General features: G+C 58.5%; 24 protein-coding genes. 9 read left to right on the forward strand and 15 right to left on the reverse strand.

The annotated features are described in order from the left end of the window. Positions 1-292 precede the first annotated feature (292 nt). The 3 genes from serS to EKM88_RS09140 all read right to left on the reverse strand — a co-directional run bounded on the left by serS (position 293) and on the right by EKM88_RS09140 (position 4,076). Positions 293-1,576, reverse strand: a complete 1,284-nt coding sequence (gene serS / locus EKM88_RS09130) for a serine--tRNA ligase (protein WP_125705438.1) — start codon at positions 1,574-1,576, stop codon at positions 293-295. A 291-nt stretch (positions 1,577-1,867) separates the two neighbouring features. Beyond that, on the reverse strand, positions 1,868-2,527 hold the full coding sequence (locus tag EKM88_RS09135; protein ID WP_125705440.1) for a Crp/Fnr family transcriptional regulator: 660 nt from the start codon (positions 2,525-2,527) through the stop codon (positions 1,868-1,870). Next, a complete protein-coding gene (locus EKM88_RS09140) occupies positions 2,514-4,076 on the reverse strand; it encodes a helix-turn-helix domain-containing protein (RefSeq protein WP_125705442.1) in 1,563 nt (520 codons plus the stop codon). The genes EKM88_RS09135 and EKM88_RS09140 overlap by 14 nt, the downstream gene beginning before the upstream one ends. Positions 4,077-4,309: 233 nt before the next feature. Between EKM88_RS09140 and EKM88_RS09145 the strand changes: the two genes are divergently transcribed. Further along, positions 4,310-4,963, forward strand: coding sequence for a deoxynucleoside kinase (locus EKM88_RS09145; protein ID WP_191988715.1), 654 nt, complete (start codon positions 4,310-4,312; stop codon positions 4,961-4,963). 275 nt (positions 4,964-5,238) lie between these two features. Next, a complete protein-coding gene (locus EKM88_RS09150; RefSeq protein ID WP_125705444.1) occupies positions 5,239-6,756 on the forward strand; it encodes a helix-turn-helix domain-containing protein in 1,518 nt (505 codons plus the stop codon). Between the two features lie 43 nt (positions 6,757-6,799). Here EKM88_RS09150 and EKM88_RS09155 read toward each other — a convergent pair whose 3' ends face one another. The 7 genes from EKM88_RS09155 to rpmG form a co-directional block, all read right to left on the reverse strand. Further along, a complete protein-coding gene (locus EKM88_RS09155) occupies positions 6,800-7,579 on the reverse strand; it encodes a hypothetical protein (protein WP_125705446.1) in 780 nt (259 codons plus the stop codon). Between the two features lie 81 nt (positions 7,580-7,660). Continuing rightward, the gene (locus tag EKM88_RS09160) at positions 7,661-9,058 is read right to left on the reverse strand and encodes an amino acid permease (protein WP_225418467.1); all 1,398 of its coding nucleotides are present in this window, start codon (positions 9,056-9,058) and stop codon (positions 7,661-7,663) included. Positions 9,059-9,219: 161 nt separating this feature from the next. Next, the gene (gene budA / locus EKM88_RS09165) at positions 9,220-9,933 is read right to left on the reverse strand and encodes an acetolactate decarboxylase (protein WP_125705450.1); all 714 of its coding nucleotides are present in this window, start codon (positions 9,931-9,933) and stop codon (positions 9,220-9,222) included. A 22-nt stretch (positions 9,934-9,955) separates the two neighbouring features. Next, a complete protein-coding gene (alsS, locus tag EKM88_RS09170; RefSeq protein ID WP_125705452.1) occupies positions 9,956-11,626 on the reverse strand; it encodes an acetolactate synthase AlsS in 1,671 nt (556 codons plus the stop codon). 253 nt (positions 11,627-11,879) lie between these two features. Continuing rightward, positions 11,880-12,434: a hypothetical protein gene (locus EKM88_RS09175; protein WP_125705454.1), complete on the reverse strand. Its 555-nt coding sequence runs from the start codon at positions 12,432-12,434 to the stop codon at positions 11,880-11,882. 98 nt (positions 12,435-12,532) lie between these two features. After that, positions 12,533-13,063, reverse strand: a complete 531-nt coding sequence (locus tag EKM88_RS09180; RefSeq protein ID WP_125705456.1) for a GNAT family N-acetyltransferase — start codon at positions 13,061-13,063, stop codon at positions 12,533-12,535. 312 nt (positions 13,064-13,375) lie between these two features. After that, complete coding sequence (rpmG, locus tag EKM88_RS09185) at positions 13,376-13,528, reverse strand: 50S ribosomal protein L33 (RefSeq protein ID WP_125705459.1); 153 nt, start codon at positions 13,526-13,528, stop codon at positions 13,376-13,378. 241 nt (positions 13,529-13,769) lie between these two features. On the opposite strand from rpmG, the gene EKM88_RS09190 reads away from it, so the two are divergent. From EKM88_RS09190 to EKM88_RS09205, 4 genes are all read left to right on the forward strand, one after another. Further along, positions 13,770-14,219 (forward strand): PTS sugar transporter subunit IIA, encoded by a 450-nt coding sequence (locus tag EKM88_RS09190; RefSeq protein WP_125705461.1) that lies wholly within the window; start codon positions 13,770-13,772, stop codon positions 14,217-14,219. A gap of 113 nt (positions 14,220-14,332) precedes the next feature. Then, entirely contained in the window at positions 14,333-15,268 is a 936-nt protein-coding gene (locus tag EKM88_RS09195; protein ID WP_125705463.1) for a LacI family DNA-binding transcriptional regulator, read from the forward strand. A gap of 56 nt (positions 15,269-15,324) precedes the next feature. Then, the gene (locus tag EKM88_RS09200) at positions 15,325-16,230 is read left to right on the forward strand and encodes a proline-specific peptidase family protein (protein WP_125705465.1); all 906 of its coding nucleotides are present in this window, start codon (positions 15,325-15,327) and stop codon (positions 16,228-16,230) included. A 210-nt stretch (positions 16,231-16,440) separates the two neighbouring features. Next, positions 16,441-16,773, forward strand: coding sequence for a DsrE family protein (locus tag EKM88_RS09205; protein WP_125705467.1), 333 nt, complete (start codon positions 16,441-16,443; stop codon positions 16,771-16,773). A gap of 274 nt (positions 16,774-17,047) precedes the next feature. Here EKM88_RS09205 and EKM88_RS09210 read toward each other — a convergent pair whose 3' ends face one another. Continuing rightward, positions 17,048-18,931 (reverse strand): OPT/YSL family transporter, encoded by a 1,884-nt coding sequence (locus tag EKM88_RS09210; RefSeq protein WP_125705469.1) that lies wholly within the window; start codon positions 18,929-18,931, stop codon positions 17,048-17,050. 198 nt (positions 18,932-19,129) lie between these two features. After that, a complete protein-coding gene (locus EKM88_RS09215; protein ID WP_125705471.1) occupies positions 19,130-19,597 on the reverse strand; it encodes a nucleoside deaminase in 468 nt (155 codons plus the stop codon). Positions 19,598-19,658: 61 nt separating this feature from the next. On the opposite strand from EKM88_RS09215, the gene EKM88_RS13585 reads away from it, so the two are divergent. Beyond that, positions 19,659-19,784, forward strand: a complete 126-nt coding sequence (locus EKM88_RS13585; protein WP_263853034.1) for a hypothetical protein — start codon at positions 19,659-19,661, stop codon at positions 19,782-19,784. Positions 19,785-19,822: 38 nt separating this feature from the next. Here EKM88_RS13585 and EKM88_RS09220 read toward each other — a convergent pair whose 3' ends face one another. Continuing rightward, positions 19,823-20,731: a Gfo/Idh/MocA family protein gene (locus tag EKM88_RS09220; RefSeq protein WP_125705473.1), complete on the reverse strand. Its 909-nt coding sequence runs from the start codon at positions 20,729-20,731 to the stop codon at positions 19,823-19,825. Between the two features lie 172 nt (positions 20,732-20,903). Here EKM88_RS09220 and EKM88_RS09225 point away from each other — a divergent pair, with 172 nt between their 5' ends. Both EKM88_RS09225 and EKM88_RS09230 read left to right on the forward strand, forming a co-directional pair. Then, complete coding sequence (locus EKM88_RS09225; RefSeq protein ID WP_125705474.1) at positions 20,904-21,503, forward strand: sunset domain-containing protein; 600 nt, start codon at positions 20,904-20,906, stop codon at positions 21,501-21,503. Next, entirely contained in the window at positions 21,500-22,357 is an 858-nt protein-coding gene (locus tag EKM88_RS09230) for a DNA/RNA non-specific endonuclease (RefSeq protein ID WP_164512062.1), read from the forward strand. Before EKM88_RS09225 ends, EKM88_RS09230 begins: the two co-directional genes overlap by 4 nt. 200 nt (positions 22,358-22,557) lie before the next feature. Here EKM88_RS09230 and EKM88_RS09235 read toward each other — a convergent pair whose 3' ends face one another. Together EKM88_RS09235 and EKM88_RS09240 are read right to left on the reverse strand one after the other, a co-directional pair. Then, a complete protein-coding gene (locus EKM88_RS09235) occupies positions 22,558-23,898 on the reverse strand; it encodes a glucose-6-phosphate isomerase (protein WP_125705476.1) in 1,341 nt (446 codons plus the stop codon). A 138-nt stretch (positions 23,899-24,036) separates the two neighbouring features. Then, positions 24,037-24,888 (reverse strand): GRP family sugar transporter, encoded by an 852-nt coding sequence (locus EKM88_RS09240; RefSeq protein WP_125705478.1) that lies wholly within the window; start codon positions 24,886-24,888, stop codon positions 24,037-24,039. Between the last annotated feature and the right edge of the window lie 223 nt (positions 24,889-25,111).

Here is a 25,111-nt window from a genome sequence, read left to right on the forward strand (position 1 = left end):
GCAATGTTTTAATTCTCTTCGATTCAAGATCGAAGACCCTATCACATTTACGAAACTTTGTTCAGTTTTCAAAGGACTACTTTGTCCAAAAGACAACTTGATTAGTCTATCAATTGGATGTTCACTTGTCAACGATAACTTTCAAAAACTTGTTTGAATAAAAATTCAATCAGTGGCTTTTCATAAGCTATCTCGCTGACAACGTTGACTATCATACCAACTGGGATATGGCCCGTCAACCCCTTTTTCACAAAAAAACAGCCGCATTGCTGCGACTGTATAAAGATACGACTTACCCCTCTGGCACAATAACGGTCTGACCGGCCATATAAGGGACCAGCACCTCGGGGATCGTGACCGTGCCATCCGCGTTTTGATAGTTCTCAAGGATGGCCGCCACGGCGCGCCCAACTGCGAGACCGGAACCGTTCAGGGTGTGCACGAACTGCGGCTTCCCGTTGTCATCGCGGTAGCGAATCTGCGCCCGCCGCGCCTGAAAATCCGTACAGTTGGAGCAACTGGAGATTTCGCGGTAACGGTCTTGGGCAGGCAGCCACACTTCCAGGTCATTGGTCTTGGCGCTGGTGAAGCTGGCATCCCCGGCCGCTAAGGTGATGACGTGGTAAGGCAGACCCAGCTTTTGCAGCAAGTCCTCTGCATCATGCACCAGCTTCTTGAGCTCCGTCCAGGAGTCTTCCGGCTTGCAGAACTTCACCATTTCCACTTTGTTGAACTGGTGCATCCGGATCAGTCCACGGGTGTCGCGCCCGGCACTGCCGGCCTCGGAACGAAACGCCGGCGACAGCGCAGTGAAGCTGACTGGCAACTTTTCACTTGGCACGATCTCGACACGGTAGTAGTTTACCAATGGCACCTCGGCCGTTGGGATCAGCGTCAGCGGTTCGCCGTCGTTGGTGATGCTGTAGACGTCTTCCGTAAACTTGGGAAACTGGCCCGTCCCAAACATGGAATCGTTATTCACGAGGTACGGCGTGATCATTTCGGTGTAGCCTTCCTTGGCGTGCTCATCCAAGAAGAAGTTGTACACGGCACGTTCAAGCCGCGCCCCGGCGCCTTTATAGTAAACAAAGCGGCTGCCGGAGACCTTCGCGGCGCGCTCGAAGTCTAAGATCCCCAAGTCTTCGCCGAGTTCAAAGTGGGCCTTCGGGGTGAAGTCAAAAGTCCGTGGGGTGCCCCACTTGTACTCTTCGCGTGCATCTGCCTCATCCATCGACATCGGCACATCATCCGCCGGGAAGTTGGGCAGGCGAACAAGAATGTGAGTCACTTTGGCTTCAACTTCTGCCAGTTGTTGATCCAGCGCGCTGATCTCCGTCCCGACGGCGCGCATGGCGGCAATCTGATCATCGGCGTTTTCCTTCGCGCGCTTCTTAGCTGCGATTTCACCTGACACCGCGTTGCGCTTCGCCTTCAAGTCCTCGGTTTGCACAATGATGCGGCGCCGTTGTTCATCCAGCGCCAGCGCGTCGTCGATCGTCTCTGGCTTCACGCCGCGCGCCGCAAGCTTGGCTTTGGCCCAGTCGGGGTCTTGGCGCAATTGCTTAATATCTAACATGATGGTCCTCCCTTAGTAACGTCTTCGTGAACGCAAAAAAGCGTCAATTCATCCCCACAATGGGACGAATTGACGCTTACTCCGCGGTACCACCCAAGTTCAGCCAAACGGCCACCCTCATTCTGGTAACGGTCAGCTGCCGTGCGGCTTCTCGCCGCCCACTGTCGCGCTGGAATGCGGGCTTGAATGGCTTGCACCGACCGCCATCTCTCTGCACTGCCCTTAGGCGCCTAATCACGTGTTTGTTGTGTGCCTTAAGAATACGATAGTTTCACGCGGGTTGCAAGCCCTTCACGCCTGGTTGGCCAGTGCATGCCGGTCCAGAATGGTGATCACATTCCCCTTGGCTTGCTTCAGCCAACCGGCAGCCTCGAACTGCTTCATTTTGCGACTGACGGTTTCCGGGGTCGTTCCCAGGTAGCGCGCCAGGTCCTGACGCTTCATCGGCAGCGTGAACGTGGTATCCGCTTGCGCCGCCAGATAGGTGCCCAGTCGCGTCCCCACCGGTGTGGTGGCTAAGGTGTTGCGTTGCTCTAAGGTCTCGATCCGCTGCGTCAACGCCTGGATCAACGGCAAACTCAGCGCCGGCTCGGTCAGCAGCAGGTGTTGAAAGTCTTTTTGGTACAGGACACACGCAGAGACCGGGGCCATGGCCGTGGCACTTGCCTGGTGCGTGGCCGCGATGAACAGCGCGTGATCGCCGTCAAAGTCGCCCGGCGTCAAGACGCGCAAAATGTGCTCATCGCCATCCGCGCTGGTTTGGGCCAGCTTGACCTGCCCTTGATGAATGATGTACAAGGCGGCCGCTGGCGTACCAGCGGCGTACAGGGTGGCCCCTTGGGCAAACTGAGTATGCTGAACGAGCGCTTCGAGCTGTTCCAGAACCGACTGAGGGAGGTGCGCAAAAATCGGCACCGTCCCCACACACAGATGCGCGTTAGTAGTCAACATTGCCTCCCAAACTTAGCTTGTCATCCCAGATCTGGCGCACTTCCGCGTATAGTTCGCCGAACCAGTCATTGGACGAATTGGCCGCCCACTTGTAGGTCAACACATCTCCACGCCGCGCAACGGCATCCGGGACAGTGGAGCTTTCGATGACCAGATCCGCCGCGGCGACCTGCTCCGGTGGCAGCAGTTCAACGATCGGCTGGCTGATCAAGAAGGCCAGCAAGTCAATGTAGCCCAGCACGGTTTGCTCGATCATCAGCGCGACCTTCACCTTCACCGGTGGCACGAATTGGGTCGCCAAGTGCAACAGATTGCGGTAGTAAGACTCGATGAGCGTCTCCAAGTACGGGTCAAACTCGTTGAGCTTGCGTGCAAAAACCACGTGTTCCAGCGTCTGGCGCACTTTTTTGGCAAGGGCTGGATTGTCCGGGATCTGACGCAGCTTGTCGTTCATCTCGTACGCGATCGCCTGCGAGATGTCGTCCCCAAACTCAACGGTGGAAACGGTATTGGCCAGCAGATTCGCCTTGAGCATGTTCATCGCCTGCTCCGGTAGCCGGTCTTGCTCGACAAAGCTCACCGGCAGTTTGGCTAAAAAGTCCGTCACCAGCGTGTAGATAGCCAAGTTGTAATGCTTGAAGCGCTGCATCGTCTTGGCCAGGTCGGTCGCGCTCGTGGTGACGTAAAACGGCAGGAAATTGAACAGGAAGTAGACCGCTGCGCTTTCGCCCAGCTGCTCGGACAGGCTCAATTCGGGCCACGGGAAGTCCGCTGCCAGCTCCTCGAAGATGTTGGCCGTTGGGTACTTCAGCGTGAGGCTGCTTTCATCGTACGGAATGGTTGCCCCGTCCTGAATCCGGTACTGAGAGATAGCCGTGTAGTACATGGCGATTTCGCGCGTGACCATGTTCGGCGTGCCCACATCATACAGCTTCACGACGCCGTCCACCAGCGCCCCCGTGGTGTCGCGCGCGACGTTGTCGAATGGCCAGACTGCCCCGTCTGTCGCCAGCCAACAGATCATCGTCAAAAACAGGCGGACGCGCTTCTCCTCGCCCTGGATGGTCAGGGTCTCGTAGGAAAACCGGACGCCGAACTTGCGCGAAAAATCGCGCAGTGCCTTAAGGTGCCGCAACATTGTGGCCTTGCTCGTCTCCTCGTGGGTCAAGAACGCGTCAAAGTTCTCGTACTCATGGGTGAGCAGTGCCTGCAGAAACTTGTACGGGTGACTTTGCATCACAAAGTACGCGCGCACGGCACTCGAAGACAAGTTGAACAGCTTTTTAGCCGACACGCTTTTGCTGCCCGTCATCGCCTCCAGCGCTGCGACTAACCCATTGTAGGTGTTATAAACACTCCCATAATTGCGGCCCGTTAAGGAGGCAATCTGCTTCAAGTTCACGTCTTTAACCAGTGGTTCATGCGCCCGTTCCGCGCCCAATCGGTCTGCCACAGGTGTCTGGGCAGTCCGAGAGTTCACGATCTTGCGGAACAGGCTCATTTTTTCCGCCTCTGACATAGACAGAAAGATATCCTCGCGTCCCCGCATTTTATATTCCCCCAAAAATCTTATATATGACCGGTTGCTTCGATAATTATAACCTTGAGTTATGACCGGTTTCAAACTGATTTATCTAAAAATGAGTTTCGTTCTCATGCACCCGTCCCAACAATTCTGCCGGGGGTGTCTTGCAATCTGGCTAAGCGGCCATTAAGATGGAATCTGCGTCACCTGGCGCCACATTCCACGGGCCACCGCCCACCAGACAAAAGAGGACACCCATGACACTGATCGTATTAGCCGGCACCATTGGCGCGGGTAAAACCAGCCTCACCACCATGTTGGCCGACCACCTCGGCACCCAAGCCTTCTATGAATCCGTTGAGGACAACGAGGTTTTGCCCCTGTTCTACGAGAACCCGAAGCAGTACGCCTTTTTGCTTCAAATCTACTTTCTTAACAAGCGCTTCGACGCCATCAAGCAGGCCTACTCAGAGGATAACAACATTCTCGACCGGTCGATCTTCGAAGACTCCCTGCTTTTTCATCTGAATGCGGACCTCGGGCGGGCGACCGCCACGGAGGTCCGTGTCTATGATGCCCTGCTGGCCAATATGATGCAGGAGTTGCCCTACGCTGCTTACAAAAAGCGCCCCGATTTGCTGGTGCATATCCGCGTCTCGTTTGACACGATGCTGCAACGCATCAAGCGGCGCGGCCGCAGCTACGAGCAACTGGACGTGGACCCGAGCTTGTACCACTACTATGAAGAGCTGAACCGGCGCTATGACCAGTGGTACGCCGATTACGACCAAAGCCCCAAGATGCAGATCGACGGCGACCAGCTCGACTTCGTCACCAATGCGGCCGACCGCGCCGAGTGCCTGCGCTTGATCGATGCGCGCTTGGCGCAACTCAAGGCCCCCACCGCGTAACCCCGAAGGAACCGTTGCCCTTGGCAGCGGTTCTTTTTTTGAGGCTGAGCCAAAAAGCGGTTGTGTCCGGAATGGCAACACGGGCGTTGCGTTTTAATTTGAACATTCTGGCATGTCGTGGTTCATTCTTAGGCCATTAATGATGTCCCGCCCCATCTTTCTCACGCCACCAACGGGCTCAACCTGGTCGTCCAGATTAGAATCCTGTTTTATTATTTTGAGATTTTGATATACTAGGAATGAAAAACTGACTGGATTTGGAGGTGCCCGTGGCGATGCGCTTTGAAGAACTCTTCCTCGAAAAGGCTGACCTGCAAAAATTCGACATGTTTCGCCGGCTCGTCCGCGCGCACAATGACACGCTGACGATCACGGACCTCAGTTTGCAAATGAATCTCTCCTACCAGCAAAGCTACAACATCTTCCAGGAACTCCTGCAGGATGTCGCCGCGTTGACCGGGTTATCACGCGCAACGGCCAAGCGGGCCCTCACGCAGGGGACGCTGACGCTTTCGGTCGACCGCTACCGCTACACCTTGCTGGAGGACACCATCGCCTTCCAGTTTCTCGACTACGTGGTTCAGGCCAGTCAACCGCGCGTGGATCAATTCTCGGCGGACCACTACATCAGCCACTCCACGCTACTGCGCAAAACCACGCCGCTGCGGCGCTTTTTGACGCGTTACCGGCTCAAGCTATCCCTCACCCAGGCCAAACTGACCGGGGACGAAAAGCAGATCCGGCTGTTCCTCCAGCAAGTCTACTGGCTGGCGTACCGCGGGTTACGCTGGCCCTTTAAGGCGATCGATCAACCCGCACTTGTCGCCCAGTACCAGGCCCTGCCCACCGCGGCCACGGATCCGATCCTCGCGATGCAGGAGCAGGTCTTTTGGGCCGTTTGCCGCACGCGGATCGCCCACAATGACATCCTCAAATGGACGGACCGGTTCAAGCAGCTGTTCACGGGGTACCCGACCCCGTCCCTGATTTATCAGACCAGCCAGTTTCCGCGGCTCACCCAGCGCGAAGTGCAAGCGGAAAGCGACTTCTTTGACTTTTACCAGCAAAAAAACGTCCGCTTCACCCCGCTCACACCGCGCGAAGATGCGCTCATGACTTACCTCAAGGCGCGCCCGCACACAGGCTGGTCGGTCGTCAGCCGTCTCATCAACGCCCTCAACGCCGAGGATGCCACCACGGTTGCGCCGCTGTGGGCCGACCCGCAGCTGGTGATGAACATGTTACGACTGGCCACGTCCTTTTACCTGATGGACGGCAACTACCTGAAGCAAGCGGACTTTTTCACCACGGCGCAGCTTGTGTACCAGCAAACCCAATTGCGTGACTATCTGACGGCGGTCATCAACGGCCTGCCAGACACTCCTGAATTTGCCCCGTACAAACGGGAGGCAGCCGTGTTCAGCCAGATGTTGTCCCTGCTGTTCGTGCCGGTGCTGAACCGCTTCGCCCAAGACACCACCGTGGCTGTCAAACTGGTCATGGCCTCAAGCGACATCGTGCACGGCGACATTCGGGAATTTCTGGCTAACATCGCGGTGGTCACCGTTTTGCCGGCCGACGCACCACTCACCGCGGCTGACCTGCTGATCACCGCCGAAGACGACTTCATCACCCCGCACCAAGTCTTCACCCCGCCAGCCGTTGCCACCTTCGATTGGTACTTGGACGCCACAGAAACCGACTACTACCTGCTTTACCAGCGCATCTACCAGCTGTACCAAGCCAAACTGCAGGCCACTGGCACCGCATTGAACGCAGCAAAAAGCGGCTGACCCCCACCGGGATCAGCCGCTTTCGTGTGCTGGCACGCATTGCTCAGGCCCGCATCTTCGCGGTGGTCAGGTACGCCGCGCCCTGATTGCGCGCGGCGGCGGCCTCATAGAGCCACACTAGCTTGGCCGTGTTGTTGGCCAGCTCGTACATCACAATGGTCATCAGTTCCAGCCGCGTGAACAGCCGCGGCGTGCGCGGCTGGGTTTCAAGCCACTCGGAAAAGCGCATCTCAAAGTCTGCCAGCGTCCAGTTCAGCCGACTCAGCAGTGTCTTGAGCATCTGCTTTTCAAACTCGGTCACCTTGGCCCAAGTTGTGTGGTAGCTAAAGGTCGCTGGGTCGCACGGCCGCTGAATGTCGAGGTCTTGGTCGATCAGCGCCATCAGGGTCTGGATCGCGGCCAGATCGTGCTGGGTCTCGTACTCAAGCCGCAATTCGTGCCGTAACAGGACCGCCATATACGCCGTATCATCCTTGAAGCGGTGCTTGGCCTGGCTCAGCAACTCCTGCAACAAGGGATACCCCGTGAGCTTGGGTTGCCAGAACCCGCGACGGGCGCGCGCAAAATCGATCACGTCTGGCAGGTAATACTCGTGAATCCACAGCCAGTCGGCGATATCACCCAAGGCGGTTTGCCCCGCCGTGGTGAGCGTATACGGACCGCCGACCGCTTGCGTCAACACGCCGCGCCGTTCAAGCTGGGCAATCGTGCGGACCGGGTCGAGGTGATAGCGCTCTTGCCACACCGGATCCGTGCAAGTGTCCGTCGCGTCTGCCATCGTCAATAGATAAAGGAACACTTTGGTTGCAGGGGTCAACCGCATGAGCCGTTCTCCTTCCGGGCAAATTTCACCTTATTTTAACCGGCGGTGAAAACGCTGTCAACAACATTCCACCGCAATGGGTCATCCAGCGTCCCGGTGATGCGGCGTGAGGTCAATTTCATCCAAGCGCAGCAGGTGCGTCTTATGCCGCCACTTGTACCCGATAAATAGCACCAAAAACAGCGGGATAGACATGTACGACACCAGCAAGCGGCCCCAGTTGAAGTGGCTGACCGCATTCATGTCCTGCCCCAGCAACACCACCGCGCTCATCAAGATGGCCAGCAGCGGGCCCACCGGGAACCACTTGGCGTGATACACCAGCTCACTGACCTGGTGCCCTTGCCGCAGGAAGGCACGGCGGAAACGGTAGTGGGACACCGCAATGCCCAGCCAGGCGATGAAGCCGGTCAGCCCACTGGCCGCAACCAACAAGCTGTAGACCTCATTGCCCATCACGCTGGTCAAAAACGTCAGTGCCCCGACCACGGTGGTGGCCAAAAGCGCCGGCAGGGGCACACCGCGGTCGTTGGTTTTGGCAAATAACCGCGGGGCGAACCCGCTGGCTCCCATCGCCCAAAGCATACGCGTCGAAGCGTACATGCCGGAGTTCGCGCTGGACAGCACGGAGGTCAGGATCACCGCGTTCATCACACTGGCTGCCCCAGCCAACCCGATGCGCTGAAAGACCAGCGTGAAGGGCGAGATCGCCACATCCTTGGCACTGGCCCCCAGCAGGTTCGGGCTGGTGTACGGAATGATCGCCGCGATCACGGCAATCGCGAGCACGTAAAACAGCAAGATGCGCCAGAAGACCGAATGAATCGCCTTGGGGATGCTGGTTTCCGGCGTCTCGGACTCCCCGGCCGTGATCCCGATCAACTCAGTGCCCTGAAAGGAGAACCCCGCCACGACAAAAACGGCGAGCCCCGCGGGCAGTCCACCGACAAACGGGGCCGAACCGATCTGATAGTTGTGCAGGCCGATGGCGGGCCCGGCGCCGAGCACCCCGACGATCGTCAGAAGCCCCACGGCCAGAAACACCAGCACCGTGACCACTTTGATCAGGGCCAGCCAGTACTCCGTCTCGCCAAACGCGCGCACCGAGATAATGTTGATCAGAAAAATCAACGCCAAAAAACTCAGCGAAAACACCCACCCCGGCACCGCCGGGAGCCAGAAGTGCATCACAATGGCGGTCGTGGCAACATCGACCGCCACCGTGATCGCCCAATTGAACCAGTAGTTCCACCCGAGCGCAAACCCGAGCGCCGGGTCCACGAAGCGGCTCGCGTATTCCGAAAACGAACCGGACACCGGCATGTACGTCGCCATTTCACCGAGGCTCGTCATCAGGAAATACACCATCAGCCCAATCGCGCAGTAGGCCAAGATGGCGCCCCCGGGCCCGGCGGTGGCGATCGCGCCGCCGCTGGCGACAAACAGCCCGGTGCCAATCGAGCCGCCCAACGCGATCATCGACAGGTGTCGCGTCTTCAGGGTGCGGGCCACTGTATCTGTTGCTTTTGCCAAAAAATAAACGTCCCTTCCTATTCTCGTCTCTGGTGTCTAGACCGCTAGCAGTATAACAAAAGAGCCGGCCCGTTGGCGACCGACTCTCATTTCATCCTCATCTGAGGTTAGTTGGCTGACCCCTCGGCCTGCTGGATCTGGGCCACCACGTCTGCCCCGCCGAGGTCCCGTTGCCGAAATTCAAGGTCTTCAGCCGGTAGGTGCAACTGCACATCGGCAAACGACTGCACCGCTAGCGTCCCTGCTACCCCGGCAAAGTCGAGTACGTGGCCCCCGAAGTCGTGGGCATCACTCAGGAAGTGCAAGTGGAAGCCCGGCGCGGCCATGCCCGCATAAAGCGCAGGGCTAAAGTAGCCCATCAGCGTCCCCGTGATCGCCGTGGCGGTGAACTCACGCTGCGCCGCCGCGGTTTGGGTCAGCGTCGGGTACGGTGGGGTCTGCTTGGCCACCGCCCGAGTGTGCATGCGCGCAAAGCGGCCGTGCAGCATGACTGCGCCAAACAGATTGGCCGAGCCAAGCGCTTGCGCCATCGCGGCCTTAGCAGCCGCCGATGTTGCGACCTCAAGCGCGCTGACTTGGTCAAACGCGGCCGGGTGCACATTGGCAAACGGCACCAGCGCTTGCGCGTCCGGCTGGTGCACGGCCCCGGTCGCCGTGACCTGATACACGATCCCCTTGAGGATGATCAGCTCGCCGTCCAACCCGGTCAGTGTGCCGATCCCCGTGTCGCCGTGTTGCAACAGGTCGCCTAGGCGCAACGTGCCGGCAAAGCCGCCGGGCACGAGGTTGGCCAGCGTCCCGTGTTGATACATCACTGTCATTTCGCTTCCCCCGATCACCTGATTAATAGAACTGATCCGCCAGCATCGCGGCGCCCAGCTTCGGGTTGTCCGCGTAGTCGACCGGAATGTCGACCACCACCGGCCCGGCTGTGGCAAATGCCTGATCCAGCACCGCCGCTAGCTCTTCCGGTTGGGTGACCCGCAGGCCGGTGGCACCGAAGCTCTCGGCGTACTTCACGAAGTCCACCGGGCCAAAGTCGACCCCGGCGGCGTGCCCGTACTTCGCCTCTTCTTGGAACTTCACCATGTCGTAGTGGCCATCGTTCCAGATGATGTGCACCAAGTTGGCGTGCAAGCGCACCGCCGTCTCAAGCTCCTGCGCGGAGAATAGGAAGCCCCCATCACCGGACACCGAGATCGCTTTTTCCCCCGGCCGCACCAGCGTGGCCGCGATGGCCCACGGCAGGGCCACGCCAAGCGTCTGCATCCCGTTGCTGAACAGCAGGCGTCGCGGTTCGTAACTGCGGAAGTGGCGCGCCATCCAGATGTAAAAGCTGCCAACGTCCACGGCCACAGTCATCTGATCCGTGACACGCTGCTGCAAGGCGGCCACAATGGCCAGCGGGTGCACCAGCCCCGGCTTGCTTGCCGGTGGCACATCGCGCACCTTCAGCTGCTCTTGCAGCGTCGCCAGCGTTGTCTGGGCCTCTGGCGCCACGCGGTAGCCCCGCAAAAGTGGCATCAACACGTCCAGCGTCTGCGCGATGTCCCCCACCAGTTCGCTTTCCGGTTGGAAATTGTGGTCAATTTCCGCGGCCCGCGAGTCGATGACAATGATGCGCGCCGTGCCCGCCGGGTTCCAGTTGCGCGGCTCGTACTCGATCGGGTCGTACCCGATCGTGACGACGAGGTCGCTTTGCTGCAGCAGCTGATCGCCTGGCTGGTTGCGGAACAGCCCAACGCGGCCAAAGAAATCGTGTTCCTGGGCGTGGGACACGATCCCTGCCCCCTGGAAAGTTTCCACCACCGGCAGGTCGGCGACCGCAAGCAGGTCGCGCAACGCACTCGTGACCTCCGCAGACGAGGCGCGCATCCCCAGTAAAAGCACTGGAAGCTTCGCGTCTTTGATCTGTCTTGCCAGGTTGGTCATGTCAGCTGGACTCGCCGGGCCAAGCTTCGGTGCCGGAATCGGCCGGATGGCCTTCGTTGTGACCGGACTATCGGTGACATCCTGCGGAATGGAGACAAAACTAGCCCCTTGCTTGCCCGACTCGGCCGCACGAAACGCGTTGGCGATCGTCTCGCTGACGTTATCGGGATCCTGCACCTCAACGGCATACTTCGTGATCGGGGCCAGCATCTCGGCATTCTTCATACTTTGGTGGGCCGAGCGCTGAAGGTCGGCTCGCTTCACTTGCCCGGAAATCGCGACCACCGGGTCCCCTTCCGCCGTGGCCGTGACCAGCGGGGTCGCCAGATTGGACACCCCAGGACCGGAAGTCGTCAGCACCACGCCGGCCTGTCCGGTCAGTCGGCCCACCCCAGCCGCCATGAACGCCGCATTGGCCTCATGGCGCGCAACAATTAGTTGCGGCGCCTGGGGGTCGCGTGGGTACTCCAGGCGTTCGAACAGCCGGTCGATTTTCGCGCCGGGGATCCCGAAGGCGTACTTCACCCCATGGTTGATCAAGCTCGCCACGATTAAGTCAGCACCATAATCTGTTTCAGTCATCAAGAGTTCCTCCTTGTTAGTCAGCACTATTATCTTTAAAAGCGCCTGATTAGCTGTTACACAGATTATCATAAAACTGTTTCATTTGCCAGCGCATTTTGCATCCACTCGCCCTAGTTTGTGCAGCTTAGCCAGCACACCGTTCGGTGCCCGGTGACTCAGTCGACCGGCAGTGCTCGGGTGGTGACGCTTACATTAAGTGGTCAAAAAATCGCCAACCAGCTGTTCGCACAGTGCCGGTTGGCGATGTGACTCAGTCCTTCAGCGTTAAGAGAATCTTCCCAATGCCCTGATCCGAGTCGGCAATTTTTAAGGTGAATGCAAACTTCGTGAAGATGTGCTGTAGCTTAGCAAAGTTTTCCCGGTCAAACGAGCTCAGATTGCCATCGATCTGGGCCACGTCCACCTTCTTGGCCAAGTTGATGAATGCCTTGAGCGCCAGTTGGGACAGCCCCATGTTCTGGAAGTCATAAAACGCCAAGCGCGATTCCGAGCCCAAGGTCTCAAGCACCGTGATGTGCATCGAGTTCTCCCACCGGTTCAGGTCAAACAGCAGTTGCGATTGGAAGTCTGCCTTAGAATGACCATACTTGTCAACATTTTCAAACGGCGTGTAGACGCTGATGGTGAAGCTGTTGCGCTTCAAGTTGTCAGGCTTGTAATCTGTGTAGACGATGTACTGCGTGGCCTGATGCTCGCCTGAGGCTTGCGGGCGGTTCATGCTAGACAGAATCGTGTACTGTGGGTCCTTTTCAATTGCGGCAAGCCGCTTCGCGTACACCTGGTCATACTCAATTTGGGCAGTCATTCTGAAACCTCCACGGTTAATGTTGATTTCATTATAGCATTAATCTGTGAAAGCCACGAGATTTCTTTCAATCAATGAAATGAAAAAAATATTTTCCATTACAATTCAGAAACGTCATTTTCATTTTTCATTTTTCGACTGTAGTACGCTTCTTCTCGTGGCGCGCCTCCAGTCAGGCTGAACGCCAAGGGGACCGTGAAGCGGTGGGCAAACCCCAGCCGCGTCAACAGCGCCACCGAGCGCGTGTTATCCGGGAAGACCCCGGCCCACACCTCTGTGATGCCGTGCCTAGCCAGATCGCGTAACACCAGTATCAGCGCCTCGGTCATCAGCCCTTGCCCCCAAAACGGCCGCGCCAGCGCGTACCCGATTTCCCGGGTGGTCCCATCCGGGCCCTCAGGGTCACCAGCACGCGGATAGACGCCAACCTGACCGATCACCTGACCCGCGCGCACAATGGCCAGCTCAGCCCGTGCCCCCGCGATAAAGTGCTGCGCTGCCGCTAAATCCGTCAACGGCCGCATTCCGGCGGGTTCAGTCACCGCTGGATCTTGCGCGTACCGAAGTAGGTCTGGCGCATCCGGCGCCACAAACGGCCGTAAAATCAGCGTTTCCCCTTGAAGTCGCATGGTCATCCCTCCTTGTCTCCAGTGTATCACCGCGCGGCCCACTGGTGTTGGGGCCAGCCTAACTCAGGTGTGCTGGCGACGGTTTAGCCTCACCGCATACTATAGCAGGACTTTCCGCGCTTCGCCGCGCGCCACCAAGCAACGCAAGTACATCTAGCTACGCCAAGTCACTCGGGGCCAAGAACGCCCCAAGCGCCTCGGCTAGGCTAGCTGATCTGCTAAGTGCGCTTTGCTCTGCTCTGGTAAAACAAAACGGGCCATCAGGTTGCCCTGGTGGCCCGTCGGTTAGTCGCTACGGCCGTAAGCGACGAACTACTTCTTAACTTCTGTGAAGACAACGCGCTTACGCAACTTTGGAGAGTACTTCTTCAAAGAAAGGCGATCTGGCGTGTTGCGCTTGTTCTTAGAAGTCAGATAGATCCGTTCGCCGGTTTCGGCGCAAGCAAGAAGAATGTTATCACGCATCTTACTTTCACCTCTTTCTATCAGATTACTAACCTAACTAGCATACCGGATTCCAAGGGAAAGTCAAGCCTTTTTGCTTGTCACCGCGGTTTGACTCGCTTGGGGGCGCGTTTTATCCCACAAAAAAACTTTTTGCGTCAAACCGCTTGACCTGAAACGCGTTTCACACCCTACACTGATTTTGCCGGTAAGAAAGCGCCGTTGCGGGGCGCGTCTGGTCACTCAAAAAGGAGGAAGTCTCATGTTCAAATTATTCAGTCCTAAGCACGTGGCGGTTGCAGTCACCCTTGAAAATGCCAATGAGCTGAGCGCCTTGAGCGCGATTGCGACCGTTGCCGCTGAGCGCCTCGCCCTTTCTGCCACCGCACTCAAAGCCAGCTTTATCGCAAGCGTTGTTCAAGGCGATCAGCTAGCCGCTGAGCGCGTGGTGGTGCTTCACGCGACCAGCGACGGCGTCACCACCCCGCAGTCCGTGCTGCTGAGCTTCGCTGAACCGGTGCTGTGGGGCACGCCCGGCACGCCCATCGATTTTGCCCTCGCCGTCGTGATCCCAGACGCCGCCCCAGAAGACACGTGGGCGACGCTTCAAGCCCAGACAATTGCCCGTCTGGAAGCCCACGCCGCTGACCTTACGGCGCTGAAATCCAACGCTTCAGCGCTCAACCGGCTGAACCAAAGTCTGCTGGCATGACGCCTGCCGCCGTGCCGGGGTCTCGCTCCATCCCAGGTCGATCGCCTTCGCCTGAGGGTGGGGCTTTTTGGTCGCTTGGGGTACACTAACCGTAGCAGTAAAGGAGGACCCTCATGACAACTATCCATGATATTGCGCGTGAAAGTGGCTACTCCGCGGCCACGGTGTCGCGCGTGCTGAACCACCACAAATACGTCTCGCCACGCGTGCGCGCTGAGGTCGAGGCGGTCATCCAGCGGCTAAACTACGTCCCCAACGCGGTGGCCCGCGATCTGAGCCGCGGCTCGACGCAAACCATCGGCGTGGTCCTTCCGATGCTTGACCACCCCTATTATACCGACTTGATCGCAGGCATCATGAAGACCGCCTTCACCCACCACTACCGGGTGGTGATGCTACCGTCAGATTATGTCCGTCAAGTGGAGCTGGACTACCTTGAACAGCTACGCCGCCACGCCTATGACGGGCTTATTTTCACCTCACACAACCTACCGCTGGCCGACCTGTTGCGCTACCAACAGTTCGGACCAGTGGTCGTCTGCCAGGACCCAGGGCCGCTTGAGCTGCCCGCGGCCTTCACGGACCGCGGGACCAGCTACCTGGAGGCGATGCGCTGGATCCAGGCCCAAGGTGCGACCCGCGTCAGCCTGATGCTGCCGCGGGACCCTGCACTGTCTGCGACAGCCAGCGCGATGGTGGCCGCCTTCACCGCAGTATTTGGGCACGCCCCGGACCCAGCCGACAACTGGGTGGGCTCCATGACCAACGAGGACGGTTACGCGGCCGGCAGTTTTTTGGCGGCCCGTCAGCCAGACTTTATCTTCGCCAATGGGGATGACATCGCCGCCGGGGTGCGCCGCTACTACCTGGATCACCAGCGCCCCGTTCCACCCATGATGGGGCAGGAAAACCAGCTATCGGGCCAGCTGATGAATATTGCGACCATCGATCACCACTTTAAGCGCGTCGGGGCCGCGGCCCTGGAATTGGCCATCGGGGTGCGCCAAGGGCAGGTCAAGATCGCCTCGGATTTTATCGCGCGTAGCTGAGCACACGCGCGGCTTTAGTGGTAGAATGAGAGCATTCTTAGAAAGTGGTGAATGCATTGAAGCAAGGAACAACGATTTTAACGCTCGACAACGGCTACCACCTTTGGACCAACACACAAGGCACCGGTGACATTCACCTGCTTTGCCTGCACGGCGGCCCCGGCGGCAACCATGAATACTGGGAAAACTTCGGCGAAAAGCTGGCCGACCTTGGCGTTCAGGTCCACATGTACGATCAGCTGGGTTCGTTTTACTCCGACCAGCCCGACTACTCGGACCCCGAAATTGCGGCCAAGTACCTGACCACGGACTACTTCTTGGGTGAAGTCGAAGAAGTCCGCCAAAAGCTCGGCCTGGACCAGTTCTACCTCATTGGCCAAAGCTGGGGCGGCGCGCTGACGCAACTTTACGCGCTTAAGTACGGCGAGCACCTGAAGGGCGCCATTATCTCCTCGATGATCGACAATATCGAGGAATACGTCACGCACATCAACCTCGTGCGCGAGGAGGCCCTGCCACCAGCGGCCGTCGCTTACATGAAAGCCATCGAGGCCAAAGGCGACTGGGCCGACCCGCAGTACCAAAAGTACGTGGACGTTTTGAACGCCGGCTACGTCGACCGCAAGCAGCCGCCGGCCATCTCGCATCTGATCAACACCACTGGCACCGCCGTGTACAACGCCTTCCAAGGCGACAACGAGTTCGTGGTCACCGGCAAGCTGAAGGACTGGGACATTCGCGACCAGATCCACAACATCACCGTGCCGACCCTGTTGACCTTCGGCGAGCATGAAACCATGCCGCTGCGTTCCGCGCAACGCATGGCCGAAGTGATCCCCCACGCGCGCCTCGTCACCACGCCAGATGGCGGTCACCACCACATGATCGACAACGCGCCGGTGTACTTCGCTAACCTGAAGCAGTTCATTTCAGACGTCGAAAACGGTACGTTCAACGACTAGCGACCCAAGAGGCTGAGACAAAAACGGTTTTAGCCCAGAGTATCAGCATGGCCTCCTGTAAAACCCGCACTTAGGTTTTATAGGAGGCCATGCTGATGTAGCTCGGGCGGCGCTTTTTGTGTCGTACCGGCCTGGAATAGTCGTGGTTCATTCTTAGGCCGTTAATGATGTCTCTGTCTCGTTTCAATTCACCCCAAAGGAGGGGCTCACATGGATGTTATTTTTCACCTCGATTCGGCCGCCAAGTGGCCTGTCGCCCTCAGCAACATCACCAACTACTTGGCCGCCGCCCGTGCGGCTAACACGCCCGGCCAAGTTGAGCTGTTGATCAACGGCGCACCGGTCACCGATGCCACAACCACTAGCACCATTGACTTAGCCCCGCTGATCGAAGCGGGTGTGACCGTGGCCGTCTGCGCCAACGCGATGCGCAGCCACCAAGTCACGGCCGCACAACTTCAACGCGGACTGACGATCGTGCCAGCTGGCGTTTACGAGCTCGCCTTGCGTCAGCATGCGGGGTTTGCGTACATCAAGCCCTAATCATCACGCCGTGTCAGCGCGGTCGCACGCCCCCACATCGCCCATAGTGTGAGCCCGTGTCCTAAAACTGCGAGGATCAGCCATTGCCACCAACTCATGTGACTCACCCGCTTTCTATCCTGTTAACGTCACTGTACCGCGTTTTTGTATCGGGGCATGCCTGCGAATGTAAAAAGCGGGTAACGATTCGGTAAATGCCTGCGCAGCAACCGGTTCAACCGCACAAAAGACCTGTGCGCCGCAGTGGCCGCACAGGTCTTTTGGCGTCTCACGCCTACTCTTTCTTCGCTTCAGCCGCTGGCCGCTTGCGCAGGACCCAGAGGATCGAAAGTGCCAGTGCCGCCAACAGAATGGCTGGTGCGGCATTGCTTGCTAGGAACCCACTTGGCGTCCCTGGCGTTACCACGCCAGAGATGGTCAGGAGGATACCCGCCAGGCCGACAATGGAGCCCCCAGCGATCAGCCCAGAGGACAGGCTCACGCCGTTTTGCACGCGTTCCGCGTTGGCTTCCTTGTTCTTCCCTTCAACGATCAGGCGGATCAGGGCACCGGCGAGGATGATCGCGGTGGTGGCCATTGGCAGGTAGAACCCGATCGCCACGGTCATCACCGGCAACTTCAGCAGGTGCAACACGATGCCGATCACGGCGCCGATGATGATGATGGTAAATGGCAACTTCCCAGTAATGATCCCACTGGTCAGCGTTGCGATCAGGTTCGCCTGTGGCAGTGCGAACGCGGCGTTTTCAGACACATCCGCCAGCTGGTTGGCCAAGAGGACGATCACCCCAACCACGGTGATGGTGCCCAAGATCCCGGCCAACAGGAAGCGGCGTTGCATCTTCGGCCGGTCTGCGCCGACCAGGTTGGTGGCCTTTTGCGTTTGCGTGTAGCCCCCACCAGTCGAGATGGCGGTCACGGCGAAGGTCGCCAGAAGCAGCAGTGAGCGGGTGTCAAAGTTGGAGGTCCAACCCATCACCACAAACAGTAAGGTCAACAGCACCAGCGACGCGATGGTCATCCCCGACACCGGCAGGTTGGAGGTCCCCAGCGTCCCAGTCAGGTTCGCCGCCACGACCACGAAGACGAAGGCCAAAAGCATTGCGAGGCCGCCACCGATCAGACCGATCAGCAGGTTGCCGGAGAAAATTGCGCCGAGCACAAAGGTCGCGATGATGGAGAAGCCCAGCAGCATGATGCCGAACTTCGACTTCTTTTCGTTGCCCCCCAGCGTTGCCTTGAGGGAGCGGCCGATAACCGGGATGAGGCGCAAGGCGCCGATGATCCCCCCGGCCAGCATCATGCCGGCCCCCAGGTAGCGGATGTAGCCGCCGGAAATGCCGTCAAAGGCCAGGCCGCGAATCGCGGCATCGGAGTTGTTCCACAGCACCGCGGAGCCGTGGGCCATGTCGGTGAAGTAGCCGATCAGCGGCACCACCGCGAAGTTGGCCAGGATGGAGCCGGCAAACATGGTCAGCGCGACGTTGATCCCAACGATGAAGCCGATCCCCGCCAGCAACGGGTTCACTTCCAGTTCAAACTTCCACTTGAATTCCTTGGCCCCGTATAAGACGAAGTGGTTGTTGATCCACCCGAACACGGAACCGGTCATCATGGTCAACGCGCCGCCGATCCCAAAGCCAGAGGCCATCATCTTGAGGCCCTGGCCGCCGCTTGCGCTGGCGCGGATAGTTTCGGCGATAGCCATCGCTTCCGGATACACCAGGGTGTCTTTGGAGGCGATGATCAGGTGGTTTTCAACGATTGCCGCAGTGCCGATCCCGAACAGGACCCCCATCGTGCCGACAAGTACGGCTTCGAAGAAGTTAATGTCGGCACCGATCAGCAGCACAGCCGGCAGAACAAAGATCATCCCGCTGGCGATGGTTTCGCCCCCACTGGCCATGCCTTGCATGGCGTTGGTGCCCGCGTACCCCTGCCGTTTGGCAAAAGCACGCACCACCGCGGAGCCGATGATGGCCCCCGGGATCCCGGCGGCCACGGTGAGGCCGGCCTTCATCCCGGAGTAAGCCGTTGAGGCGGCAAAGAGGATGGCCAGCAGAATGCCGACCCCTAAGACAATGGTGCTTCCTGCTTTGGTTTGGGCTTTTGGTGTCGCCTTTGCCTTAGCTTTGGGAATGCTAACAGGCTTTTCCATATGAGTTCCCCCTTATGCGAATGATAATTAACTATGTTTATAGATAAAGCCTATCATGTTGATAAGGGGTCTGTACATCCATAACGCCCGTGATAAATAAAAAAAACGCCGCGGCGCCAAAATTGGTTTTGCCACCGCGGTTTGCGCCCACAAAAAACCCGGGACTTCAACCACTCGTCCCGGGTTTTGCGCGCCTGATCAGTAAAGTTGTTTGTTTTGGGCCTGGTACGCCTCAAACGTTGGGAGGCTCAGTGCCCGATCATGCTGACTCAAGGTCAGCGTGTCCCCTTGCAGGCCGTGATCGATGAAGTCATAAATGGCCGCATCACGGAACCCGATCGCGGCCGCATCATCGGCCGAGTTGCCGTAGTACACGACCTTAATGTTCGCCCAGATAATCGCACTCAAGCACATTGGGCACGGCATCGCACTGGTGTACAGCTCACAGCCGGTCAGGTCGTGGGTGTTAAGTGCCGCCCCTGCGGCGCGAATCGCCTCAACCTCACCGTGGGCCGTCGCATCATGACTGGCCAGCACGCGGTTGTGGGCCCGCGCGAGCACCTGACCGTTTTGAACGATCACGCAGCCGAACGGGCCGCCTTCATTGGTGGTCAGGTTCAAAGCGGCCTGATCGATGGCTTGTTGCATGAACTCACGTTGATACATTTCATTCGCCTTCCTTTCACGGTACAATAAAGCTATTCCAACTGACTTAGGAGGTCCCTTCATGACCAAATCTGCTGTCCGGCCACTGGGCATCATCACCACTGTGGCTGGCGCCCTGACGCTGGCAACCGGGGCGATGACGCTTGCCAGCGGCATTCTCACCCTGATCAAGGCAACGAAAGACTAGCCACAAAACGCGCCGTGACTCGGCGCGTTTTTGTGTGCTTACAGGTGTTGCGCCATGTCAAACAGGAGCTGGTGGGTCAGGCGACTGGTGGCCGGGGCCACCGGATTCACCTGACCGCGCGCCACCGCGGCCAAGAATGCCCGAATCATCGGGGCAAAACCGCGAGTCTCAAGCATCGGCGCCCAATCCGGCGCGGCTTGGGTCGTCGTATGCGTCTCCTGGTAGGTCTGCAACACGCTGAGGTCCTGGACCCGGGACATGCCGCCGGTCGTGGCAACCGTTGCCTCCTCCAGATTCGTCCCCGCGACTAAGTTGATCGCCGCCTCGCCACGGATGCCGGCGGCGGTGAACATGACACTCGCCTGTTCAACGTTACCGTCATCATCGAGGTGCATGCTGTAGCGCGCCTTGGCCTCCTCGGGAAATCCGGCCAGTGCCAATGCCGTATCCAGCGGGTGAATCAGCAAGTCAAAAATTGCCTGCATCGGCGTCTGCGGATCTGCGACGCGGTTTTTGGTCACCTGCACCAAGGTCTTGCCGGGCAGCGCCGCCAGTGTCTCGATCTGCGGGGCAAACCGCCGGTTGAAGCCTACCGTCAACAGCCGCCGATGCTGCGCTGCCAGCAAGTACAACTCATTGACCTGACTGGCCTCAAGCGCCAGCGGTTTGTCGACGAACACATGCACATCGCGTGCTAAGAAGTGCTTCACGAGTTCATAGTGGACGCTGGTGGCCGAGTGGATCATCACGGCATCAAGTGCCAAGGCGTCCAAGGCGGCAACATCCGTGCCGGCCGCCACCATGTGGAACTGGTTGGCGATCCGCGTTAGCTTCGCCAAATCCCGACTTTCTAGGAACCACTGACACTGGTCCTGCATCTGGGCATAGACGGGCAAATAGGCTTTCTGGGCGATCCCGCCCAGCCCGATAACCCCAATACTTAACATCCGCACCCCTTCTTTCTTGGTTTCCTTTAACGCTAGCACAGCGACACGTCATGGTCAAAACGTGTCTTCACGGGGCGTCATTTTGGTGTAAGCGGTTAACTAACTAATTCTAGCAATCTCACGATAAATATTCAATAATAAGAGTTAATCAAACCCTTTGGAGGAACGCACAATGACGCATACCCCTGCTCGATATCACTGGGCACGATTCGCTATCGCGCTTTTGAGCCCACTTCTCATTGCGACCGCTGGCTGCACCGCTGCCCCTCACGCCGAGGCCCCACAAGCCAAACCGACCGCAGCCCAGAAACAGGAATCCCGCGCCTTGAAGGCCAGTCAAAAAAAGCTCGAGCAGACTTTGGCCGCCAAAAAGGCCGAGGCCGCCTCGCTTAAGGCCCAGCAAGCAAGCCTTGCTTCGGCCCAGTCTGCTGCCGCCTCATCCAGCAAGGCGGCCGCAGCTAGCCAGGCCGCCGCTTCCAGTACGGCGCAGGCTTCAAGTCAAGCGGCGGCCGCCAGTGCGGCCCAAGCTTCGGCAGCCCAAGCTTCGGCCCAGGCGAGTCAGCAAGCTGAGGCCGCCGCCCGGGCAAGCAGTGCCGCGGCGCCCCACGGAGATACCAACACGGCCACAGTCGGTCAGATCATTGGCAACCGCAATTCACACATTTATCACGTTCCGGGTCAGGCCGGCTACCACATGAACTCGGCCAACGCCGTTTACTTTGCCACGGAAGCCGAGGCCCAAGCAGCGGGTTACAGGAGGTCGCAGCGATGACAAAAATGACCCGCAGCATCCTCGCCTTGGTCGCGCTGCTCGCTTTGAGCGGGTGTCAAGCGAGCGCTGATCCGCCCACTAAACCTCGGCCTGCCGCCATTGTCGCCCAGATCGCCGCGACAAAGCAGGCCAACACCGCCCTCAAGCGCCAAATCGCCCAGCAAACGGACGCGATCAAGGCGGCGCAGGCGGCTCTGGCCAAACTGGCACCGGCCGCACCGGCGCAACCGACTCAGCCAACGCCAACCGTAACACCACCGCCAGAGGCGACCGACACCGCCAAGCTGGCGGCATTGACCCCGGGCGCTGCGCAAGAACTCACCGTGGCCAATAATGACCCGGGGTTCAGCCCCGCCGAGCTCAGCACCACCGCCGGCGCCTGGGAACGCTACGCCGACCTCGACAGCCTGAACCGCGCGACAGACGCCAATGCCATGCTGAATTTTAGCCTGATGCCGACCGAAAAGCGTGAGGCGCTGACATGGGACCCCACGGGCTGGCGTAACAAGCGCACCGCCCACGGCTGGCTGTACAACCGCAGCCACCTCATCGGCTTTCAGCTCTCCGGGGAAAACAATAACCCGAAGAACCTGATCACCGGCACCCAATCCCTGAACAATCCGCTGATGCTCGCACATGAAATGGACGTGGCCACTTACCTGAAGGCGGACCACAACCGCTTGGTCCGCTACGAAGTCCGGCCTATTTACCGCGATGCCGAGTTGGTCGCCCGCGGGGTGCAAATGCGGGCCCAATCCATCGGCGATAACAGCATTCACTTCAACGTCTACATCTTCAATCTCGAAGCGGGCTATACCATCAATTACGCGGATGGCACCAGCACCGTGAACTAACTGAACCACTGGCGTCACCCTTTTCAACGGGTGGCGCCTTTTTAGCCGGATCAATCAAAAAAGAGCCTCCGAGGAGACTCTTCGCTCGACCGGCTTGCGCTGGCCTCAACCATTTTGACAACCACGACTCGTTTTTGCCAATCTGTTGGGCATCAAAACCCGATTCCCATGATCAGCGCAAACCGCTGTAAGCCGCGCCATTACAGGCGTGCGTTCAATTCCTTGGTCATGTCTTCGTAACCCGGGCGACCGAGCAGCGCGAACATGTTCTTCTTGTAGGCTTCAACCCCGGGCTGGTTGAACGGGTTGATGCCGTTCAGGTAACCGGAGATGGACACAGCGGCTTCGAAGAAGTAGATCAAGTAGCCCAGCGTGTAGGCGTCCTGCTTCGGAATGGAGACGGTCATGACCGGCACACCGCCATCGGTGTGCGCCAGCACAACGCCTTCGTAGGCCTTGCGGTTGACTTCAGCCATGGAGCGACCTTCCAGGTATTCCAGGCCGTCCAACGAGCCAGGTTCGGCCGGGATGGTCAGGTCGTGATTCGGCTGTTCCACCCAAACGACGGTTTCCATCAGGTTGCGCAGACCTTCCTGAATGTACTGGCCCAAAGAGTGCAGGTCGGTACTGAAGTTGGCGCTGGATGGGTAGATGCCCTTTTGGTCTTTCCCTTCGGATTCGCCCATGAGCTGCTTCCACCATTCGCCGAGGTATTGCAGGGTTGGCTCGTAGTTTTCAAGTAGCTCCGTGGTGTAGCCCTTGCGGTACAAAATGTTCCGGTAGGCCGCGTACTGGTAAGCTTCGTTCTTGCTCAAATCCGCATCGCTGTATTCGGTGCGTGCGTCTGCGGCGCCCTTCATCAGCTGGTCGATGTCGCCACCGGCCACGGCGATCGGCAACAGCCCCACAGCGGACAGCACGGAGAAGCGGCCACCGATGTCATCCGGCACAACGAACTCTTCGTAGCCTTCCGCATCGGATTCGTCCTTCAACGCGCCCTTTGCGCGGTCGGTGGTGGCGTAGATGCGGCCCTTGGCAGCGTCCTTGCCGTACTTTTCGATCAACTTGGCCTTCAGCACACGGAAGGCGATCGAAGGTTCGGTGGTGGTCCCAGACTTGGAGATCACGTTCAAAGAGAAGTCGCGGTCGCCAATGACGTCCAGCAGGTCAGCTAAGTACGAGCTGGAGATCGAGTTGCCGGCGAAGTAAACCTCTGGCAGCTTGCGACCCGGTTCAGCATTACGGAAGGTGTGCGACAAGAAGTCGATGGCCGCACGGGCGCCCAAGTAGGAGCCGCCGATCCCGATGGCAACGAAGACTTCAGAGTCGGACTGGATCTTCTTGGCCGCCGCCTGGATGCGGGCGAATTCGTCCTTGTCGTAAGCCACTGGCAGGTCGATGAAGCCGCGGAAGTCGTTACCGACACCGGTGCCCTCGCGCAATTCGGTGTCAGCCGCCGTCACCAGCGCCTGCATCTGGCCGAGTTCGTTCGCGTGGACGAACTTGTCCAGCTTGGATGAATCAAATGAAATGTGAGCCATAATAAGTCTGTTCCTCCTCAAAGTGATCAGGTATCGGTTTCAACTTTAAGCATCTTTTCATGAAAAATCAAGGCACCTTATTGCGAATGTAATAAGTCCTCTTCGCAAAACATGCCCTGATTCAGTATAGCATTATTCCTATTTCATGATGCCAAGGACGACTCCCCCAGCGATGATCAACAAGGAACCCCAAGTGATCCACGTCATCTCCTTGTGCGTCTTGCGCTCGCCCAGCAGGAAGATGGCCCCGAAAGTAGAGATTACAATGCCCATCTGTGACATGGAAAAGGCGATCGCCAAGCCAATCTGGCTCATGGCCAGCAACATGAAGACGTTCCCCGTTCCCCACAGTAGCCCGGTCAGCACATTCTTCGCCGTTTCCCGGTTGACCGCTGCGTGGCCGATCGAGAACAGCGAGGCGCCCACGACCATCCCCACCGCCTGCGGTAGGACCACTGCGGTCGCGTCCAAGTGGCCGGCGTTGACCACGATCGTGTAGCCGGCGTAACCGGCCGTCGAGATGATCAGCGTACGCAGCCCCTTCGCAAACTCGGTTTGCCCGCCGTTTTTAGCCGCATTTTCCTTGCGGGACGTCAGCACCGCCCCAAGCACCAGCAGCACCATCGCCAACAGGCCCAGCGAGATGTCCTTGCCGCTTTGCCACTCGTGGAACAGCAAGGCGCCCGCCAACGTGTTGGTGACCAGCTGCATGCCCGTTGACATCGGCACGGTCATGGACACGCCGATGTACTTCATCGTCTGGAACTGCTGGCTCTGGCCCAGGCTCCAGAACAGCCCGGAGAGAATACCGAGTGCCCAGACTTGTGCATCCAAAACAGGGTGCATGACCAAGAAGGTGCCAACGCCAAAGATCAACGCCCCCAATGTCATCCCAAGCGTCTGCTGGTATGCGTTACCGCCCAATTTAGCACTGACCAGCCCGATTGATCCCCAAGCCAGTGCCGGGATCAGCGCGATAATGATTGCCATGTTTGTGTCCTCTTTTCAGTCTTGTTCGGTTTCAGTCTAAAAACCACAAGAAGTTATTTTATCGTGGTTTCGTTTTCAGTGCAACCGCCAGCCCTCGGCATTCGCATTTTGAAACCGGATTCGGTCGCAGTCGCAAAATGGTGGGCCGCGGGCCCTGAACTCAGCCAGCCGCCGCGCGACCACGGCTCGGCGGATTGTGTGTTAATGAGCGTATTGACCAGGC

This window comes from Lacticaseibacillus daqingensis, from assembly GCF_003946115.1.
GTDB lineage: Bacteria > Bacillota > Bacilli > Lactobacillales > Lactobacillaceae > Lacticaseibacillus > Lacticaseibacillus daqingensis.